The following is a 20362-nucleotide window of genomic DNA, read 5'->3' as shown; positions in this document are numbered from 1 at the left end:
CCGGCGTGGCGCACATGCATGGAGGACGTGACGTGGCGAACGACGCCAGCACCGTTTTCGACCTAGTGATCCTCGGCGGTGGCAGCGGTGGTTACGCCGCGGCCCTGCGCGGGGCGCAGCTGGGCCTGGACGTCGCCCTGATCGAGAAGGACAAGGTCGGCGGTACCTGCCTGCACAAGGGGTGCATCCCCACCAAGGCCCTGCTGCACGCGGGCGAGATCGCCGACCAGGCCCGCGAGAGCGAGCAGTTCGGCGTGAAGGCCACGTTCGAGGGCATCGACGTGGCGGCCGTGCACAAGTACAAGGACGACGTGATCTCGGGCCTGTACAAGGGTCTGCAGGGTCTGATCGCCTCGCGCAAGGTGACCTACATCGAGGGTGAGGGCCGCCTGTCCTCCCCGACCTCCGTGGATGTGAACGGCCAGCGGATCCAGGGCCGCCACGTCCTGCTGGCGACCGGCTCCGTGCCGAAGTCGCTGCCGGGCCTGGACATCGACGGCGACCGGATCATCTCCTCCGACCACGCCCTCAAGCTCGACCGCGTGCCGAAGTCCGCGATCGTCCTGGGCGGCGGCGTCATCGGCGTCGAGTTCGCCTCCGCGTGGAAGTCCTTCGGCACCGACGTCACGATCGTCGAGGGCCTCAAGCACCTCGTGCCGGTCGAGGACGAGAACAGCTCCAAGCTGCTGGAGCGCGCCTTCCGCAAGCGGGGCATCAAGTTCAACCTGGGCACCTTCTTCGAGAAGGCCGAGTACACCCAGGACGGCGTCAAGGTCACCCTGGCCGACGGCAAGTCCTTCGAGGCCGAGGTGCTGCTCGTCGCCATCGGCCGCGGCCCGGTCTCGCAGGGCCTGGGCTACGAGGAGGCCGGCGTCGCGATGGACCGCGGCTTCGTCCTCGTCGACGAGTACATGCGGACCAACGTCCCGACCATCTCCGCCGTCGGTGACCTCGTCCCGACCCTCCAGCTCGCGCACGTCGGCTTCGCCGAGGGCATGCTGGTGGCGGAGCGGCTGGCCGGCCTGAAGACCGTCCCGGTCGACTACGACGGCGTGCCGCGGGTGACGTACTGCCACCCGGAGGTCGCCTCCGTGGGCATCACCGAGGCCAAGGCCAAGGAGATCTACGGTGCGGACAAGGTCGTCGCCCTGAAGTACAACCTGGCGGGCAACGGCAAGAGCAAGATCCTGAAGACCACGGGCGAGATCAAGCTCGTCCAGGTCAAGGACGGTGCCGTGGTCGGCGTCCACATGGTCGGCGACCGCATGGGCGAGCAGGTCGGCGAGGCCCAGCTGATCTACAACTGGGAGGCGCTGCCGGCCGAGGTGGCCCAGCTGGTGCACGCCCACCCGACGCAGAACGAGGCGATGGGCGAGGCGCACCTGGCGCTGGCCGGCAAGCCGCTGCACTCCCACGACTGACCTCCCTCGGTCACTGGGCGCGACGACACAGACTTCCGCAATTTCGTAAGGAGCAACCGAAACCATGGCGGTTTCCGTAACCCTTCCGGCGCTCGGCGAGAGCGTCACCGAGGGCACCGTCACCCGTTGGCTGAAGGCCGAGGGTGAGCGTGTCGAGGCCGACGAGCCGTTGCTCGAGGTCTCGACCGACAAGGTCGACACCGAGATCCCGGCCCCCGCTTCCGGCGTGCTGTCCTCCATCAAGGTCGCCGAGGACGAGACGGTCGAGGTCGGCGCCGAGCTGGCGCTGATCGACGACGGCACCGGCGCCCCTGCCGCCGAGCAGGCCCCGCAGGCCGAGCAGGTCGCCGAGCCGGCCCCCGAGCCCGCCCCGGCCGCACCGTCCACCGAGCAGGCCGCCCCGGCGCCCGCTCCCACCGCCGAGGCCGCTGCCGGCGGTTCCGCCGAGGGCACGGACGTGGTCCTGCCCGCGCTCGGCGAGTCCGTCACCGAGGGCACCGTCACCCGCTGGCTGAAGTCGGTCGGCGACTCGGTCGAGGCCGACGAGCCGCTGCTGGAGGTGTCCACCGACAAGGTCGACACCGAGATCCCGGCGCCCGCCTCCGGCACCCTGCTGGAGATCGTGGTCGGCGAGGACGAGACCGCCGAGGTCGGCGCCAAGCTCGCCGTCATCGGCGAGGCGGGTGCCGCTCCGGCCGCCGCCCCGGCGCAGGAGGCCCCGGCCGCCCCGGCCCAGCCCGAGCCCACCCCGGCTCCGGCGCCGGCCGCCCCCGCCGCTCCGGCGCCGCAGGCCCCCTCGGCCCCGGCTCCGCAGCAGCAGACCACCCCGGCGCCCGACCCGGTCCCGTCCGCCCCGGCGCCCGCGCCGGCCCCGGCCGCCGCTCCGGCAGCCCCGGCCGCCGCCCAGCCGGTGGACGACGGCGCCTACGTCACCCCGCTGGTGCGCAAGCTCGCCACCGAGAACGGCGTCGACCTGTCCACCGTCAAGGGCACCGGCGTCGGCGGCCGCATCCGCAAGCAGGACGTCATCGCAGCCGCCGAGGCAGCGAAGGCCGCCGCGCCGGCTCCGGCCGCCGCTGCTGCGACTGCCGGAGGCCCTGCCGCCGCCGCGAAGAAGGCCCCCACCCTGGAGGCCTCCCCGCTGCGCGGCCAGACCGTGAAGATGCCGCGCATCCGCAAGGTCATCGGCGACAACATGGTCAAGGCCCTGCACGAGCAGGCCCAGCTGTCGTCGGTCGTCGAGGTCGACGTCACCCGTCTGATGAAGCTGCGCGCCCGTGCCAAGGACTCGTTCGCGGCGCGCGAGGGCGTCAAGCTCTCGCCGATGCCGTTCTTCGTCAAGGCCGCGGCCCAGGCGCTGAAGGCGCACGCGCCGATCAACGCCAAGATCAACGAGGCCGAGGGGACCATCACCTACTTCGACACCGAGAACATCGGTATCGCGGTGGACTCCGAGAAGGGCCTGATGACCCCGGTCATCAAGAACGCCGGTGACCTCAACCTGGCCGGCATCGCCAAGGCGACCGCCGACCTGGCGGGCAAGGTCCGGGCCAGCAAGATCAGCCCGGACGAGCTGGCCGGCGCGACCTTCACCATCTCCAACACCGGTTCGCGCGGCGCGCTGTTCGACACGATCATCGTGCCGCCGGGCCAGGTCGCCATCCTCGGCATCGGTGCCACGGTCAAGCGTCCGGCCGTCATCGAGACGGAGGACGGCCCGGTCATCGGCGTCCGCGACATGACGTACCTGACCCTGTCCTACGACCACCGCCTGGTGGACGGCGCCGACGCCGCCCGCTACCTGACGGCGGTCAAGGCGATCCTGGAGGCGGGCGAGTTCGAGGTCGAGCTCGGCCTGTAATTCCCTGCCAGTGGGCCTGTACGGTGCCCCCGCCCGGACCTCTCCGGACGGGGGCACCGTCGCGTTCCGGCGTCGGCACGCTGTGTAAGTCTCGTCTCACCTGCGTAAAAGCGCCCCCGTGCGCCCTTCCCGCCGGCCGCGTCGGCCGTATTGTCTAAGCGTCAAACGCCCCCGGGGTCCGAAGGGGACCCTCCCGAAGGAGCTCTCATGACCGCGCCCGTCGTCCACTCGCTGCGCGAACAGATCCGCGAGCACATCCTGGAAGGGATCATCAGCGGACGCTGGCAGCCGGGCGAGCGGATCGTGGAGCGGCGGATCGCCACGGAGCTGGAGGTCAGCCAGACACCGGTGCGCGAGGCGCTGCGCGAGCTGGAGTCGCTGCGGCTGATCGAGTCGGCGCCGAACAAGGGCGTGCGGGTGCGCAACCTGACCGCGGCCGACCTGGAGGAGAGCTACCCCGTCCGGGCCGGCCTGGAGGCGATCGCGGCGGAGCTGGCGGCGGACCGGCTGGCGGTGGACTGCTCGGCCCTCGAACCGCACGTCGCCGCGCTGTACGAGGCCGACCGGGCCTCCGACGGGACGGCGCAGGTCAGGCACACGGTGGGCTTCCACCGGGAGCTGGTGCGGGCGGCGGGCAACTCGGTGCTGCTGCACACCTGGGAGGGGCTGGGCATCGAGGTGTTCACGGCGCTGTCGATACGGTGGCTGGGGACGGTGCAGCAGTCGTACGCGGAGGAGCACGAGGAACTGGTCGCGGCGTTCCGTCGCCGGGATCCGCGTATCGCGGACCTGGTCAAGGCCCACGTCCTGGGCTGCGCCCCCCGCGCCTGAGCTTCCTTCGCCCCCGCCGCCCCTACCCTTCCCGTCCCTGGGGGCTCCGCCCCCAGACCCCCGTTCGCGCAGTTCCCCGCGCCCCTGAAAGAGGCGCGGGGAACTGCGCGATCAACCACGACGCTCCCGCACCCGCCACACCTCCCGAACCACCCGAGCTCCACGGCGCTCACCTGCACAAACCCCCAACCTCAAGGTCACTCCGTGCCATCGCCGAAGGCACCCCGTGCCGACTTTCTCGTAATCAAGAGGTTTTGCCCCTCAACCCTTTGATCGATCATCGATCAGGGAGTTACAGTCTCGGACGGGCTTGCACCCAAGCCCAGCCCTGTCCTGCCAAAGACCAAGGGCACCCCCGATCCCCTTACCGATGAGGGAACCCCCTTCGACTGAGGAAGGCGGCGACATGACCGACCCCAAAGCCATCCAGCCGAGCGAGCTCGACCAGCTCCCGGACCGCGACCCGGAGGAGACCGCCGAATGGCAGGCCTCCCTGGACGCCGTCACCAAGGCGGCCGGGCCGCACCGTGCCGCGTACCTGATGCGCCGCACACTGGAGCGCGCCGAGGGCGCCGGCCTCGCGCTGCCGAAGCTCCTCGAGACGGACTACGTCAACACCATCCCCACCTCCGCCGAGCCCGCCGTGGACGGCGACGAGGCGATGGAGCAGCGGATCACCGCCTGGAACCGCTGGAACGCGGCGGCGATGGTCACCCGTGGCAGCAAGTACGGCGTCGGCGGCCACATCGCCACCTTCGCCTCCGCGGCCTGGCTGTACGAGACCGGCTTCAACCACTTCTTCAAGGGCAAGGAGGGTGACGGCTCCGGCGACCAGCTCTACGTCCAGGGCCACGCCTCCCCGGGCATCTACGCCCGCGCCTTCCTCGACGGCCGCCTGAACGAGGAGCAGCTCGACAACTTCCGCCGCGAGTCCGGCGGCAACGGCCTGCCGTCCTACCCGCACCCGCGCCGTCTGCCCTGGCTGTGGGAGTTCCCCACCGTCTCCATGGGCCTCGGCCCGATCTCCGCGATCTACCAGGCGCGCTTCAACCGCTACCTGACCAGCCGCGGCATCAAGGACCTGAGCAACTCCCACGTGTGGGCGTTCCTCGGCGACGGCGAGATGGACGAGCCGGAGTCCACCACCGCGCTCACCCTCGCCTCCCGTGAGGGCCTGGACAACCTGACCTTCGTCATCAACTGCAACCTGCAGCGCCTCGACGGTCCGGTCCGCGCCAACTTCAAGATCGTGCAGGAGCTGGAGGCCCAGTTCCGCGGCGCCGGCTGGAACGTCGTGAAGTCGCTGTGGGGCACGGCCTGGGACGAGCTGTTCCAGCTCGACACCACCGGCGCCCTCGTACGCCGCCTGCGCGAGGTACCGGACGCCCAGGTCCAGACGTACCAGACCCGCGACGCCGCCTACATCCGCGAGGACTTCTTCAACAAGGACCCGCAGCTCGCCGAGATGGCGAAGCTGCTGTCCGACGACAAGATCCTCGAGTGCTTCCACTACTCGCGCGGCGGTCACGAGTCCCGCAAGGTCTACGCCGCCTACCGCGCCGCGCTCGCCCACAAGGGCGCGCCGACCGTGATCCTGGCCCAGACGGTCAAGGGCCACACCCTCGGTACCGGCTTCGCGTCCAAGAACGCCAACCACCAGATGAAGAAGCTCTCGGTGGACGAGTTCAAGGACATGCGCGACCTGCTCGGCCTGCCGATCAAGGACAGCGACTTCACCGACGGCGTGGTCCCCTACGGCCACCCGGGCGCCGACTCCCCCGAGGTCCGCTACCTCCAGGAGCGCCGCGCGGCCCTGGGCGGTCCCGCCCCGGCCCGCCGCGTCCACCCCCTCGCGCCGCTGCCCGCGCCCGCCGAGAAGGCGTTCGCCTCCTTCGACAAGGGCTCCGGCTCGCAGAGCGTGGCCACCACCATGGCCTTCGTCCGCCTGGTCAAGGACCTGGTCCGCGACAAGGAGACCGGCAAGCGCTGGGTGCCGATCGTCCCCGACGAGGCGCGCACCTTCGGCATGGAGAGCCTCTTCCCGTCCCTCGGCATCTACTCGCCCAAGGGCCAGACGTACGAGCCGGTCGACCGCGACCAGCTGATGTACTACAAGGAAGCCAAGAACGGCCAGATCCTCAACGAGGGCATCACCGAGGCCGGCTCGATGGCCGACTTCATCGCCGCGTCCACCGCGTACGCGACGCACGGCGAGGCGATGATCCCGTTCTACATCTTCTACTCGATGTTCGGCTGGCAGCGCACGGCCGACCAGATGTGGCAGCTCGGCGACCAGCTCGGCCGCGGCTTCCTGGTCGGCGCCACCGCCGGCCGCACCACCCTCACCGGTGAGGGCCTCCAGCACGCGGACGGCCACTCCCCCGCCATCGCGGCGACCAACCCGGCGGCGCTGACGTACGACCCGGCGTTCGCGTACGAGGTCGCGGCGATCGTCAAGGACGGTCTGCGCCGGATGTACGGCGAGGCGGCCCCGGGCGAGGACCCGAACGTCTTCTACTACCTGACGGTCTACAACGAGCCGATGCCGCAGCCGGCCAAGCCGTCCGCCGCCGGTGTCGACGAGGGCATCGTCAAGGGCCTGTACCGCTTCAACACGGCGGAGTCCGCGGGCCTGACCCCGGCCGCGAACGCCCCGCGCATCCAGCTGCTGGGCTCCGGCACGGCGATCCACTGGGCGCTGAAGGCACAGAAGCTGCTCACCGAGGAGTGGGGCGTGGCCGCCGACGTGTGGTCCGCGACCTCCTGGACGGAGCTGCGCCGGGACGCGATGGACGCCGACGCGGCGCTGCTGCGCGGCGAGGAGCGGGTGCCGTACGTCCGCCAGGCGCTCCAGGGCGCCGAGGGCCCGGTCCTCGCGGTCTCCGACTACATGCGCCAGGTCCCGGACCAGATCGCGCAGTGGGTCGAGCAGGACTACTCGTCGCTCGGCGCCGACGGCTTCGGCCTGTCGGACACCCGTGAGGCCGCCCGCCGCCACTTCGGCGTCGACGCCGAGTCCATCGTGGTCGCGGCCCTGGCCCAGCTCGCGGGGCGCGGCGAGGTCAAGGCGACGGCCGTGAAGGAGGCGCGCGAGCGCTACGGCCTGTAAGCACCAGGCAGTGAAGGAAGGCCCCCGCCACGGCGGGGGCCTTCCGCCTTCTCCTGCATCATGTGGGGATGCGCGCTGCCCGCCTCATCAAGATGGTGCTGCTCCTCCAGTCCCGCCCCACCATGACCGCGGCCGAGCTGGCCCGCGAGCTGGAGGTGTCCGAGCGCACCGTGACCCGGGACGCGCAGGCGCTGTCGGAGGCAGGCGTGCCGGTGTACGCTGAGCGCGGCCGGGCCGGCGGCTACCGCCTGATCGGCGGCTACCGCACCCGGCTGACCGGCCTCGCCCGGGGCGAGGCGGAAGCCCTCTTCCTGTCCGGGGTGCCGGGGGCGCTGCGCGAGATGGGCCTGGAGGACGCCGCGTCGGCGGCCCGCCTGAAGGTGTCGGCGGCCCTGCTCCCCTCCCTGAGGGACGCCTCCCGCACGGCGGCCCAGCGGTTCCACCTGGACGCGCCCAACTGGTTCCGGGAGCCCGAGACGCCCGAGCTGCTGCCGGCGGTCGCGGAAGCGGTCTGGGACGACCGGCGGATCACCGCGCGCTACCGGCGCGGTGAGGACGACGTCGTCCGGGAGCTGGAGCCGTACGGTCTCGTGCTGAAGGCCGGCGTCTGGTACCTGTGCGCGCGGGTCACGCGCACGCCGGGCGACGGGCCCTTCCGCGTCTATCGCATCGACCGCTTCACGGCCGCGGAGGCGAGCGAGGAACGCTTCGAGCGGGACGATGCCTTCGATCTGCCCGCGTTCTGGGCGGAGCGGGCCGAGCAGTTCGCGCGGTCGATCCTGCGGGCCGAGGTCGTGCTGCGACTGTCGCCCCAGGGCGTACGGGGCCTTCCGTACGCCGTCGACGCGCTGTCCGCCCGGGAGGCGCTGGAGACCGCGGGGGCGCCCGACGCGGACGGGTGGGTGACGGTGACGCTGCCGGTGGAGTCGGAGGAGGTCGCACACACGCAGCTCAAGGGGCTCGGGCCGGAGGCGGAAGTACTGGCACCGAGTGCGCTGCGGGAACGGTTCGCCCAGGACGCACGACGGTTGGCAAGGTTGTACGCCCACGCGGACGGGTAGCCGCGTACGGCGGGAAGGGGACGTGTCGGGGGGTGTCCGCCCGCACCTCCACCGAACCCGCACAGGCCGCCGCAGGCACCCCACCCGCCCCACCGCCGGAGGCACCCGCACATAACGATCCGCCGCACTCCACGTGCGTCACCCCCGCCCAGGGCCGATGCTGGACCCGTGATGGACGAGACGGAGTTCTGGGAGCTGATCGACGCCACCCGGCAGGGCGCCGACGGCGATCCCGAGGACCAGGCCGATCTGCTCGTGGAGCGGCTCCTCGGGCTGGACCCGGACCTGGTGCTGGACTTCGCCCGCCATTTCGAGGCCCGCTACAACCGCGCCTGTACCTGGGACGTGTGGGGCGCCGCGTGGGTGCTGCTCGGCGGCGCGAGCGACGACGCCTTCGACTACTTCCGCTGCTGGCTGATCGGCCAAGGCCGCGAGGTGTACGAGGGCGCGGTGCACGAGTCCGACTCGCTCGCCGAGCTGCTGGACGACTTCGACGAGGAGCTGGACGGCGACGGCGAGGAACTGGGCTACGCGGCCGACGAGGCGTACGAGCAGCTCACCGGCACCGTCGCCCCCGACCTGGGCATCGCGCCCGCCCCGGCGGAGCCGCGAGGGGCCCCGATCGACCTGGAGGACGACCGGGCCGTGGCCGCCCGGTTCCCGCGCCTGTGGGAGCGGTTCGGTCGGGACTGAGCCGCGCCGATCAGCCGGGCCGGCCCTGGAGCCGGGCCGCGGCCTCCCTGATGTCCGGGAGGCGCGCCGTCAGCGCCGCGCCCGGGCAACTGGTCTGGTAGCCCTCGTCGTGGCCGGCGACGGCGGGCAGCGTGGCGGTGGCGCCGGCGGCGTACCGGCTGAGGCCGTTGCTGGAGACCAGGCGGACCTTGCCGCGGGGGTCGCTGCCGGTCCCGCCGAGTTTCCAGGCGGCCAGCGCGGCGATCGCGTCGGTCAGCGCGTCGGGCACGGGCACGCCGGCGGTGAAGGTGCCGAGGGCGGCGATGCCGGTGGTGCGGTGGTTGAAACCCTGGGTGTGGGCGCCGGTGACGGCACGGGCGATGCCCCCGGCGCGGCCCTCGTAGATGGTGCCGCAGCGGTCGACGACGAAGTTGTAGCCGATGTCGTCCCAGTCCCGCGCGCCCGTCTGGCCGGAGTAGACGCCGCGGAGGATGGCCGGCACGTCGGCGCAGTCGTAGCCGTTCGGCGTGTCCGTGTGGTGGACGAAGACGGCGAGGACCTTGTCGTCGTAGCGCGGCGGCGGCTGTGGGCGGGCGGCTTCGCCCAGCCAGACCGACCGGGGCACGACGGGCGGCCGGGGCGCGGTGTACGGGTCGGCGGCGGCCGGCCGGGGGCCCGTGGCGGCGGCCCTCTCCACCCCGCTCGCGCAGAGCGCCAGCGCGACGACGGCGGCGAGGCCGGGAAGGCACGCGAGCAGCGCCGGCACCGGGCCCGGCAGAGCCGCCCCACGAGCCGCACCGGACACGCCGGCCACACGGGACACGCGGGCCACGCCGGGTACGGGAGCCGCACGCCGTCGCCGGGTCCCGCGCGGTCCTCGGAAGACACGCATGGTTCCACTGTCCGGCGCATCGGGTCCGCCCGCGACGTGTGCTGTGCCACCTGGTGGAACCATCGTCCCGGTCCCCGACGTTTTCCGGTTGACCCCGGCTGATCACGGGGCCCGTCCGGCACGTACTCAGGGTTGCGGGACCCGGCCGGGGTCCGGCGGAAAGGCGGCTCGCGTGGACCTGCTCGACATCGTGCTGGCGCTGGTGGTGCTGGCCTACGCGGCCTCCGGCTACCGGCGCGGACTGGTGGCCGGCTGTGTCTCGCTGGCCGGTTTCGTGGGCGGCGCGGTGATCGGCGTGTGGGCCCTGCCCTGGGTGATGGACCTGGTGTCGCCGGGCTCCACGGCGGCGACGGTGACGGCCGTGGTCACGGTGCTGCTGCCGGCGGTGGTGGGGCACGAGCTGGCGGGACGGCTGGCGCTGCGGCTGCGCCGGGAGCTGGACGCCGGTCCGCTGTGGGTGGCCGACGGGGTCGGCGGCGCGGTGGCCAACGCGGCGGCCGCGCTGATCGTGGCGTGGGTGGCGGCGAGTGTCCTGGCGGCGTCCTCGTCGTCGCTGCTGACCTCCGCGATCCGTGACTCGACGCTGCTGGGCGCGGTGCAGCGGGCGATGCCGGACACCACACCGGCGTGGTTCTCGAACGCGACGTCCGCACTGACCGAGGCGGGGTTCCCGCAGGTCTTCAACCCGTTCGAGAACGAGTCGACCGCCCAGGTCGCCGAGCCCTCCGGCGACAGTGTCACCGCCGCGGCCACCAACGCGGCCAAGCTCAGCACGGTGAAGGTGGAGGGCGTCGCCGGCAGTCAGGGCCGGGAGGGCAGCGGCTTCGTCTACGCGCCCCGGCACGTGATGACCAACGCCCACGTGGTGGCCGGCATCGACGACCCGACCGTCCGCGTCGGCGGGGTGGGACCGGCGTACGAGGCGCGGGTGGTGCTCTTCGACCCGGCCGAGGACGTGGCCGTGCTGTACGTGCCGGACCTGTCCGCGCCCGCGCTGCGGTTCGACGACGACGCGCAGCGCGGCGACGCGGCGGTGGTCGCCGGTTACCCGCAGGACGGCGACCTGGACCTGCGCGCGGCGACGGTGGCGAACCGTATCCGGGCGACCGGCCAGAACATCTACAGCGACGCGAACGTCACCCGGGAGATCTACTCGATCCGCTCCACGGTCCGCCCCGGCAACTCGGGCGGCCCGCTGCTCACCACCGACGGCCGGGTGTACGGCGTGGTCTTCGCCCGCTCCACCTCCGACGCCCGGACCGGATACGTGCTGACGGCGGACGAGGTGGCCGACGAGGCCCGGCGCGCGGCGGACGCGACGGAGGCGGTGGACACGGGCGAGCCGGTCGCGTCCTGACCCGCCGCGGGGGCGGACGCTCAGACCCCGGTCAGCATCTGCCCCATCAGCACGTCGTCGACGTACCGGCCGTCGAGGTGGAACTCCTCGGGCTGCACGCCTTCGACGACGAAGCCCTCCGACTCGTAGAGCCCCCGGGCGGCCGTGTTGTGGCCGAGGACCCGCAGGGTGATGCGGCGGAAGCCCTTCTCGCGGGCCTCCTCGACGGCGGCCCGGACCAGGGCCCGCCCCACGCCGTGGCCGCGGGCCGAGCCGGCGACGGCGAGTCCGCGGATCTGGCGGACGTGGGTGTTGGAGGCCAGCTCCGTGGGGAGGCCGAGACGGACGTAGCCGGCGACGGCGCCGTCGAGTTCGGCGACCAGGTGGGCCTCGGGCCCGCAGGTGTCGCGGAAGAAGGGGTCGTCCGGTCCCGGCGGGGGCGAGACGGCGTGCAGGTACGACCAGGTCTCGAGGTCGATCCGGCGCAGCGGCTGCTCGTCCTCGGACCTGGCGCGGCGTATGTGCGGGGCTGGCATGACGGTCACTGTACGACGCGGGCGCGCGGCCCGGTCCAGCGGTTTCCGGAGCCGCCCGGCAGGATGGGCGCATGGACGATGGACGCAAGGACGCGGGGCGTTCCCGGGTCGCGGTGGCCGGCGCGTCCGGCCTGATCGGCGGCGCGCTGGTGCGGTCCCTGACCGCGGACGGCCACGAGGTGTGCCGCCTGGTACGGCGCCCGCCCCGGGGCGCGGACGAGGTGCGCTGGGACCCGGAGGGCGGACGCGTGGACACGGCCGGGCTCGCCGGGTGCGACGCCGTGGTCAACCTGGCCGGGGCCGGGGTGGGCGACCGCCGCTGGAACGACGCGTACAAGACGCGTATCCGCAGCAGCCGGGTGCACGGCACGACGGCGCTGGCCGAGGCCGTCGCCTCGATGGAGCAGCCGCCGCGGGTCTTCCTGAACGGCAGCGGGATCGGCTTCTACGGGGAGACCGGCGACCGGCCGGTGGACGAGGGCGCACCCGCGGGAGAGGGTTTCCTGCCGTCCCTGTGCGTGGAGTGGGAGGCCGCCGCGGCGCCCGCCCGGCACGCGGGCGTACGGACGGTGTTCGCCCGGACCGGTCTGGTCGTCTCCCGCCGGGGCGGGGCGTGGGGCCGGCTCTTCCCGCTCTTCGGGGCGGGGCTCGGCGGGCGGCTGGGCGACGGCTCCCAGTACTGGTCCTTCGTGTCCCTGCACGACGAGGTGGCGGCGCTGCGGCACCTGCTGGACCGGGACGACCTGTCCGGCCCGTTCAATCTGACGGCTCCGCGTCCGGTGACGAACCGTGAGGTCACCGTGGCGATGGGGCGGGTGCTGCACCGCCCTGCGCCGTTCGCGGTGCCGGCGCCGGTCCTGCGCGCGGTGCTGGGCGAGATGGCGGGCGACGTCCTGGGCAGCGCACGGGTCCTGCCGAACCGTCTTCTGGAGTCGGGCTTCCGCTTCGCGTTCCCGGAGATCGACGGGGCGATCCGGGCGGCGGTGTGAGCGCCGGGCCGCGCGCGAGATCACGAGACCGCGTGAGACCACTCACGACCGCGTGAGACCACTCACGACCGTGTGAGCCCGTTCAAGCACCACATGACCTCCACATGCGACCAGCGTGCGACCGTGCCCTGCCCCCGTGCGATTCCCGTTGACCGTTTCCAGCCCTAACCTCGTGTCGAACTCGGGTATCCCTCAAGCCGGTTGGGGGCATGACGTCTCCAGCGGCCGCGCAACCTCGAGGAGGGGCACGTGCTTGAGCCCGCGTACCAGGCGGACGTCGTCGTCGTGGGGGCCGGGATCGCCGGACTCGCCGCGGCGCATCGGCTGACCAGCGCAGGAGTGACGACCACGGTCCTGGAGGCCGCCCATGCGGTGGGCGGCAGGATGGCGACGGAGAAGGTCGACGGCTTCCGGCTCGACAGAATCGGGCAGTTGCTGTCGACGGCGTGTCCCGAACTGCGGCTCACCCCCGGGCTGGACGGCCTCGCGCTGCTGCCCTTCGCCCCCGGGGTGCTGCTGCACAGCGAGGGCCGCCACCACCGGGCGGGCGTCCCGGCGGGGACCCGGGGCGCAAGGGGCGCACTCCACGCGGTGCGCGCCCTGGCGAGCGCCCCCCGCTCGGTTCCCGCGCCCCGGCGCCCGGTCTCCGCGGTCCGCACTCCGGGGAGGCCCGCCCCCGTTTCCCGCGCCAGGGCCGGCGCCCCGCTCGGCACGGCCGTCGACCAGGCCCGGCTCGGTGCGGCGCTGACCCGCCTGGCCGCCACCCCCGTCGAACGGCTGCTGGCCCGTCCGGAGCTGTCCGCGGCCCAGGCCCTGGCGGTCCGCGGACTGCCGCCCCGCACGATCGACGGTTTCCTGCGTCCGCTGCTCGCCGCCCTGCTGTCCGACCCGGACCTGGCCACCTCCAGCCGGTGCGCCGACCTCGTGCTGCGGCAGTTCGCCGGCGGGCGGCTGGGGCTGCCCGAGGGCGGCGCGGAGGCGCTGCCGGAGCTGCTGGCGCGGCGGCTGCCGCCGGGGACCGTGCGCACCGGGGTCCGGGTCACCTCGGTGGCGACCAACGCCGTCACCACCGCCGAGCACGGCGTCATCCGCTGCCGGGCCGTCCTGGTGGCGACCGACGCCCGGGCGGCGGCCGAGCTGCTGCCGGGTCTGCGGGTGCCGGACTTCCACCCGGTGACGGTGGTGCACCACACCACGGACGAGCCGCCGACGACCGGCGCCGCCCTGCTGCTCGACGCGGACCGCGGGGGCCCGGTCGCCCACACGGCGGTGGTCAGCCACGTGGACCCGTCCCGCGCACCGGCCGGACGGGCCCTGGTCTCGTCGACGGTCCTCGGCCCTCGCCCGCCCGACGTCGACACCGCCGTACGCATCCACCTCTCCCGCCTCTACGGCACCCCGACCACCCGCTGGGAGACCCTCGCCGTGCACCACACGCCCGAGGCGGTGCCCGCGATGCGCCCGCCGCACGACCCGCGCAGGCCGGTACGGCTGCTGGCCGGCCTGTACGTGTGCGGCGACCACCGCGACACCAGCGGCGTCCAGGGCGCCCTGCACTCGGGCCACCGGGCCTCGGCGGCGATCCTGACGGACCTGGGGGCGGGGCGGCCGATGCACTCGGCGGAGGGGGTGAGGGCGGCTCGGGCGGCTTAAGGGGCTGTCCGGCACGGAGGACCGACGAGAACAGGGTCACCGGCCGAAGCCGGTGACCCTGTTCAACGTGTCATGACGGACCGTGCCGGTCAGCGCCAGTCGTCAGGAATGCGCGCCAGTTGGGCCAGCACATCCCACTCCGCCGGCCGGGCGGCCGGAACCGCCCACGGGGCGCCGACGGCCACCCAGTAGCCGCGACGGGCCCGGATGCCGCGCAAAGCGGCCCAGACCCCTGGTGTTCCGAGGTCGTCGATCCCGGATACTGACCCGCACGACAGACAAACCGTCTCGGTGGGCGTCCCGTCGCGCCAGAACACTTGCCCCGACAACCCGCAGATCCGGCACTCGGTCTCAGTGCCGAGCGAGCCGTATGACGGCCGCTCGGCGACCCGGCGAGCGAGATCGGCCGGAGGCGGTACTGGGGTACGCCACACCGGGGGAATGTTCTGCAACTGCTCGAGCAGGTCCCAGTCACGCGGCTTCATGCGTGGATTCCACCACCGGGCGCCGGAGCCGACCCATTCGCCCCGGAAGGCATGCAGCCCCTCCAGACCGGCCCACGAGCCAGATTTTGCCCCCATATCGGCGATACCGGACTCATTCCCGCAACAAGCGCAGATCATCGAGGTGGGCCACCCAGCCTCCCAGAACCTGTACTCGTCAAATCCGCACATGCGACAAAAGTCTTCCGCATCGTCGCCCTGAGCGTCTGCAGCGATGTGTTTCTCAGTCACCTACCGTTCCGTCCCTTGATTCTTCAGGTAGTCGTCCACTGACCCGATCGCTGGATCGTAGCCGGTAGGGTACGTGTCACTCTTCGGACCCGGGCGGAACATGGTGAGGGGGAGCCCATCGGGATCGTAAGACACGAGCGTGTTACTAGACTTGTGGTAGACCAAGTAGTAGCCGTTCTCACGATCGAAGACGCGGTACCCAGGCGGAGCCTTGGGGAGCTTCCCCGCAGGCGCGTGACGGTGAGCCAATTCGACGTATTGCACCGCATTGTTCAGCTCGGGGAACTCGTATCCGTGCTTTTTCCAATGCTCCAACGCGTTCTGAACGTGGGTGTAATTTTTGCTGGCCTTACCAGTGTCCCAGATGTGCGGCGTCTTCCCGTTGGCCCGCATGGACTTGGCGAAGGCCTCGACCGCCGCGTAGCCACTCATGCTCCATTTCGTGCCGACGGCCCCCCAGCCGAGGATCGGGACGGCGGCGGCGCAGGAGAGGCTGGAGTTGAGGGCGTCGCCCTCCGCTCCGTACCAGCCGCAGTTGATGAGGTCGAAGCCCTCACCGAAACCGGGGATCAGGCCGCCCGCGTCAAGGAGGGTGTGGCCGATGGTGGTCAGGTCCCACCAGTCGGTGTCCCCCTCAGCCGCCATGTCGGCGAAGGCGTCCTCAAGTTCCTGGAGCGACGCCAGGTCGGCCCGGTCCTGCTCTGCCAGTTCCTTGCGCCACTGCTCCTGCTCCGCCCACGCCTTCGTGGCCGCCGCGAACAGCGCCTCGCTCATGGCCTCGGCGGCCGCGTCCGCGTCCTTACCCGCCGCCTCGGCGGACGCGCGGGCCTCTCCGGCCGCGGCCCAGGCGATCGCGGCCGAACCGGCAGCGGCGTCCGCGGACGTCTGAGCCCGGGCGGCGGAGTTGTCCGCGTCCCGGGCGGCGCGGTGGGCGTCCGCCTCGGCCGCGCGGGCGGTCTTCGCCGACGCCGCGGCGTCGGCGGCGGACTTCTCGGCCTCGTCGGCGGCGGCGTCCGCCTGCTCGGCGTAGCCGGCGGCCAGCTCGGCGGAGTCCTTGGCCTGCTGCGCGTACTGCTGCGCCAGGTCCGCGGCGTCGTTCGCGGTGGCCGCGGCACGGCCGGCTTCGGCCGCGTACTTCTGCGCGGTCGCGGCGACTGCGGAGGCATCGGCGATGAGCCCCTGGACACGCGCCACGTGCGTGGCCGTCAGCAAGTCCTTGCGCTTGGCCTGGTACTGCCCGGTCTCGATGAACGCGTGCAGGACCTGCGGCGGCCCTTCGAGCGCGATGCGCGCCGCGGCAGAGACCTCGGCGGTGCCCGACTCCGAGAGCTGGACGGCGAGCACCCGTTCGTCCTGGGTGCGCTGGGCGTAGTAGTCGGTGGTGATGAAGGCGCGCAGCCGGTCCGGGGAGCCGTCGTTCAGCGCCGCTTCCCCCGCTGCCCGCACTCCGGGCCCGGCACCGTTCATGAGCTGGGTGACGGTGACCCGGTAGTCGTTGGCCGCGGCCTGGTGCTGGCCGGTGGCGAGGAACTCGGCGATCGTCGCCGCGTCCCCGTCGAACGCCACCTCCGCCGCCGCCCGGACGGCCGCTGACTCGGACTCCGTGGCAAGGCGGTTGACCCGCGCCCGGTTGTCGAGCTCCAGGGCCTTGTCCCGGCCGGTGCGGACGTACTCGATCACGTCCTGGTCGGAGCCGGCCAGGGCCACCTCGGCCGCGGCGACGCTCCAGGGGCCGCGCGTCTTGACCGTGTTCAGGGCAACCTTGCGGGCCTTGGGGGCGACGACGGCCACGTCGACGTCGGACTGAGCGACCTCGGCGGCCAGCCGGTCCGCCTCCTCGTCCAGCGCCTGGGCCGCCCGGGCCTGCTCGGCCTGGTCCGCCTTGCTCTCCTGGTCGAGTGCCTTGAGCGAGCGGGCCTGCTCGATGGCTCCGGCCGTACGAGTGGTCAGCCCCTCCTTCTCGATCTCGCGGGCGAGAGTGAAGGTCGCCTTCGCCTTGGTGACCGCTGCCGTCGCCGCGTCGGCGGCCTCTTTGGCGGCCTTGGCGTGCTTCGTGGACTCCGCGGCGGCGGTGGCCGCATCACCCGCGTGGTCGGCTGCCTCGTCGGCGGCGTCCGCGGCGTTGTTGGCGTGCGTCGCGGCCGAGTTGGCCGCGTCCCGCGCCTCGTGGGCGGCCTTGGCCGCCTTACCGGCCAGGGTCTCCGCCCGGTTCGCGGCGGCAGTGGCCTGGGCGGCGTGCCGGTGAGCCTCGGCCGCCGCGGCCTTGGCCCGGGCAGCTTGGGCGTCGGAAACTCCGGCCTGGCCGCTCGCCTCCGCCGCCGCGCTGGCCGCGGCGTCCGCGTTGATACCCGCGGAGGCAGCGGCCTTGGCGGCGTTGGCCGCCTCGAACGCGGCGGTTCCGGCGTGGTCGGCGGCGGTCGCGGCCTTCTGCGCTCCCTTCGCAGCATCACGCGCGGTTTCGGCCGCCGCACGTGCGGCGGACGCCTTCCCCGCGTCGGTCGCGGCGGCGGCAGCGGCACTACGCGCGTTGGAGGCGGCCCGAGCGGCCGCCGCGGCGGCGGAAGCGGCCTGCGAGGCGGCGTTGGCCGCCACCCGGGCGGACGTGGTCGCGGCGTTGGCCGCGTCGATGGCCTGCTGGGCGGCACGTGCCGCGCCTCTGGCGGCATCCGCGGCCCGGCCCGCGGCGCTCGACGCCTTCTGCGCGTCCTCCTTGGCCGCCGCGGTCTCCTCGGCCGCCTTCTCCGCCGCCTCCTTGGCGGCCTGCGTGGCCGCGACGGCGCGTGCCGACGCGTCCTTGGCCTTCTCCGTCTCCGCCTTGGCCTGACGTCCGGCCTCGGTGGCCCACTCGGCGAGCTGGGCGACCGTCGCCTGCTCCTGGTCCCGGGCCCGCGCGATGTGCTGGCCGACCTCGAGGAACTCGCGGATGTCGTTGATGTCGCCGTTGAGCGCCAGCCGGGCGGCTTCGCGGGTGGCTTCTCCGCCGGTGCTCATGATCTGGACGACCTGCACGCGTGCGTCGTTGTCGGCGGCGGTGTACTGCCCCTCGTTGAGGAACTTCCGCACGTCCTCGATGGTGCCGTTGAGCGCCTTCTGGCCGGCCTCCTTGACACCACGCCCGGAAGCCGCCGAGATGATCTGCACGACCTGGACCCGCTGGTCCTGCTCCAGCGGATCCTGCCAGCCACCCTCGAGGAAGTTGCGCAGGTCCTCGGGCGATCCGGCAAGGGCCGTCTGCGCGGACGCACGCACCGCGCGCCCACCCAGCGACAGGATCTGAACCGCCGCCACCCGGTCGTCGCTGAGCTGCGCGATCTGCTTCTCGGCGGCGAGGAACTTCTGCACGTCGGCGTCGGTACCGAGCAAGGCCACTTCGGCAGCGGCCTTGACTGCCGGTCCCCCGGACTGCCACAACGCCAGCACCCGGCCTCGGTCCGTGGCGGGTATGTAGTCGGTCACCTCCTCCTGGTCCGGCACCTCGCCCGCAGCGGATGCCGGAACGGTGCCCAGCGTGCCCAGCATCAGGGCGAGCAGAAGCCCGAAGCAGAGCGAACGCAGAGAGGCGAGCCGCCATCGCGACTTGCCGCCGGTTCCTGTGCCGGGTACACGCATCCGGGCGATCGTGTGTCTGATGAGTCTTCGACTCAAGAGCGTCATTCCTCTCACTGCCCGACAACTCGGGTGCCGGGGGCCGCCGTTCGGCCTGGTGAGCTTACGTGTGAATTGGATGTGCACCACATGTAGACCTGGTGTGAACGCGTGATACGTTGCGCAATCGGTGCGCCGCGAGGGGGCGACGCTGGGGGCATTTCACAACCGGGCGAGCAGGACACGCGGCGCCCGAGCCGCACCCACGGACGGCTTCGCTCTCGGTGCGTCGGGCATGCACGGCCGCGTCACACACCGACCCGGACGAGCGTGCGCATCAGGTAACACATCGCCCTGGAAGGGACCTCTGGTGAACTCCCGTCTCCGTAAACCGCTTGTCGCCGGACTGCTCGCCGTCTGTGCCGTCGCGGGTGCTTCGGCCGTCGGTTACGCCGCCACCGGCGCCGACGCCTCGCCGGTTGCCGCTCAGGCGGCCGCTGCTGAGGAACCGCCGCCCGCGATAGAGGACTTTCAGCACCCCAACGCCGACCGCATCCTCGAAGAGAAGGGCATCACCGTCCACCGCGGGGACGGCCACATCTTCTTCGCGGACTGCGACGGCTCCGCGGAGCAGATCCAGGTCTGGACCCGCAAGAGCAGTGAGGGCTACTACTGCTTCCAGACGACCTCCACCACGGGCTACCTCAAGGTCGAGGTCCCCGAGGTATTCGCCCTGCAGACGCAGGAAACGGCCGTGCACGCCGAGCTGAGCGCGGAAGGCAAGAGTCAGGAGATCGACCTGGCCAAGAACGAATTCAAGGGTGTCGGCGAAGGCGTCGGCGGGGCCTCCACCGTCCTGTTGGAACTCCGGGTCACCGGATGATCCCGCCCCTCCTCACCTCGCTTCTTGAAAGGACCGGAAACCACCCGTGACACGATCCCGTTCCCGCGTCATCCTCTCAGCAGGTGCGCTCGCGACCGCGGTGGCCGCCGGCTGTCTCACCGCCGGCAGCGCGCAGGCCGCCACCGGTCCCGCCGTCACCGACGGCGGCTTCGAGTTCGCCGCCCGCCTGCAGATAGGCGACGACCAGCGGGGCTGCTCCGCGGTGCTGATAGCCCCGCAGTGGCTGGCCACCGCCGCGAGCTGCTTCGCCGACGACCTCGGCGCCGGCCAGGTCGCGGCGGGGGCGCCGAAGTGGAAGACGACGGCCGTCCTCGGCCCCGCCCCGGGCACCAACAAGCCCGTCGACGTCGTCGAACTCGTGCCGCGCACCGACCGGGACATGGTGCTGGCCCGGCTCGCCTCGCCCGCCACCGGCATCACCCCCGTCCCCTTCGCCACCACCGCGCCCGTCGCGGGCGAGGAGCTGACGGTCGTCGGGTACGGCCGGACCAAGGACGAGTGGGCGCCGCTCGCCCGCCACACGGCCGCCTTCACCGTCCAGTCGGTCGCCGGCACCACCATCGCGCTCGACGGCAAGACCGACGGCGACGCCATCTGCGCCGGTGACGCCGGCGGCCCCCTGGTGCGGCACAAGGACGGCACGTTCGAACTGGTCGCGCTCGCCAGCCAGTCCTGGCAGGGCGGCTGCTTCGGCTCCGACCCGGCCGAGACCCGCAACGAGGCCGTCTCCCCGCGCCTGGACAACATCAACGGCGGCAACACCCTCACTCCCGGCTCC

Annotated in this window: 15 protein-coding genes; 11 read left to right on the top strand and 4 right to left on the bottom strand. The window is 72.6% G+C overall.

What is annotated here, in order from left to right; genetic code table 11:
- Window positions 1-32: 32 nt before the first annotated feature.
- From lpdA to KUM03_RS28210, 6 genes are all read left to right on the top strand, one after another.
- Window positions 33-1421 carry a dihydrolipoyl dehydrogenase gene (lpdA, locus tag KUM03_RS28235; RefSeq protein WP_217252664.1) on the top strand — a complete coding sequence of 463 codons (1389 nt, stop codon included), beginning with the start codon at window positions 33-35 and terminating at the stop codon, window positions 1419-1421.
- Window positions 1422-1485: 64 nt separating this feature from the next.
- Window positions 1486-3282, top strand: coding sequence for a 2-oxoglutarate dehydrogenase, E2 component, dihydrolipoamide succinyltransferase (gene sucB / locus KUM03_RS28230; RefSeq protein WP_217252662.1), 1797 nt, complete (start codon window positions 1486-1488; stop codon window positions 3280-3282).
- A 207-nt stretch (window positions 3283-3489) separates the two neighbouring features.
- Window positions 3490-4113: a GntR family transcriptional regulator gene (locus KUM03_RS28225; protein ID WP_217252660.1), complete on the top strand. Its 624-nt coding sequence runs from the start codon at window positions 3490-3492 to the stop codon at window positions 4111-4113.
- Between the two features lie 406 nt (window positions 4114-4519).
- Window positions 4520-7222, top strand: a complete 2703-nt coding sequence (gene aceE / locus KUM03_RS28220) for a pyruvate dehydrogenase (acetyl-transferring), homodimeric type (protein ID WP_217252658.1) — start codon at window positions 4520-4522, stop codon at window positions 7220-7222.
- Window positions 7223-7290: 68 nt separating this feature from the next.
- Window positions 7291-8283 (top strand): YafY family protein, encoded by a 993-nt coding sequence (locus KUM03_RS28215; RefSeq protein WP_217252656.1) that lies wholly within the window; start codon window positions 7291-7293, stop codon window positions 8281-8283.
- 171 nt (window positions 8284-8454) lie between these two features.
- Entirely contained in the window at window positions 8455-8976 is a 522-nt protein-coding gene (locus KUM03_RS28210) for a DUF4240 domain-containing protein (protein WP_217253051.1), read from the top strand.
- Between the two features lie 10 nt (window positions 8977-8986).
- Here KUM03_RS28210 and KUM03_RS28205 read toward each other — a convergent pair whose 3' ends face one another.
- Window positions 8987-9721, bottom strand: coding sequence for a peptidoglycan recognition protein (locus KUM03_RS28205; protein ID WP_217253049.1), 735 nt, complete (start codon window positions 9719-9721; stop codon window positions 8987-8989).
- Window positions 9722-10019: 298 nt separating this feature from the next.
- On the opposite strand from KUM03_RS28205, the gene KUM03_RS28200 reads away from it, so the two are divergent.
- Window positions 10020-11204 carry a MarP family serine protease gene (locus KUM03_RS28200; protein WP_217252654.1) on the top strand — a complete coding sequence of 395 codons (1185 nt, stop codon included), beginning with the start codon at window positions 10020-10022 and terminating at the stop codon, window positions 11202-11204.
- Between the two features lie 20 nt (window positions 11205-11224).
- On the opposite strand, the gene KUM03_RS28195 is transcribed toward KUM03_RS28200, so the two are convergent.
- Complete coding sequence (locus KUM03_RS28195; protein WP_217252652.1) at window positions 11225-11719, bottom strand: GNAT family N-acetyltransferase; 495 nt, start codon at window positions 11717-11719, stop codon at window positions 11225-11227.
- A gap of 71 nt (window positions 11720-11790) precedes the next feature.
- Here KUM03_RS28195 and KUM03_RS28190 point away from each other — a divergent pair, with 71 nt between their 5' ends.
- Together KUM03_RS28190 and KUM03_RS28185 are read left to right on the top strand one after the other, a co-directional pair.
- A complete protein-coding gene (locus tag KUM03_RS28190) occupies window positions 11791-12708 on the top strand; it encodes a TIGR01777 family oxidoreductase (RefSeq protein ID WP_217252651.1) in 918 nt (305 codons plus the stop codon).
- A 249-nt stretch (window positions 12709-12957) separates the two neighbouring features.
- Window positions 12958-14361, top strand: coding sequence for an NAD(P)/FAD-dependent oxidoreductase (locus KUM03_RS28185; protein WP_217252649.1), 1404 nt, complete (start codon window positions 12958-12960; stop codon window positions 14359-14361).
- Between the two features lie 89 nt (window positions 14362-14450).
- Here the strand turns inward: KUM03_RS28185 and KUM03_RS39090 are convergent, their stop codons facing one another.
- Window positions 14451-15095 carry a hypothetical protein gene (locus tag KUM03_RS39090; RefSeq protein WP_308406431.1) on the bottom strand — a complete coding sequence of 215 codons (645 nt, stop codon included), beginning with the start codon at window positions 15093-15095 and terminating at the stop codon, window positions 14451-14453.
- Window positions 15096-18704, bottom strand: a complete 3609-nt coding sequence (locus KUM03_RS28170) for a hypothetical protein (RefSeq protein ID WP_254399901.1) — start codon at window positions 18702-18704, stop codon at window positions 15096-15098. It abuts the gene before it with no gap.
- 346 nt (window positions 18705-19050) lie between these two features.
- Here KUM03_RS28170 and KUM03_RS28165 point away from each other — a divergent pair, with 346 nt between their 5' ends.
- Window positions 19051-19563, top strand: coding sequence for a hypothetical protein (locus tag KUM03_RS28165; RefSeq protein ID WP_308406430.1), 513 nt, complete (start codon window positions 19051-19053; stop codon window positions 19561-19563).
- 46 nt (window positions 19564-19609) lie between these two features.
- On the top strand, window positions 19610-20362 hold a 753-nt coding region (locus KUM03_RS38605), incomplete at its 3' end, for a S1 family peptidase (RefSeq protein WP_308406429.1).

This window comes from Streptomyces sp. AC602_WCS936, assembly GCF_019049125.1.
GTDB lineage: Bacteria > Actinomycetota > Actinomycetes > Streptomycetales > Streptomycetaceae > Streptomyces.
The sequence above is the reverse complement of the archived record's forward strand: the minus strand, read 5'-3'. Positions and strand labels throughout refer to the sequence as shown.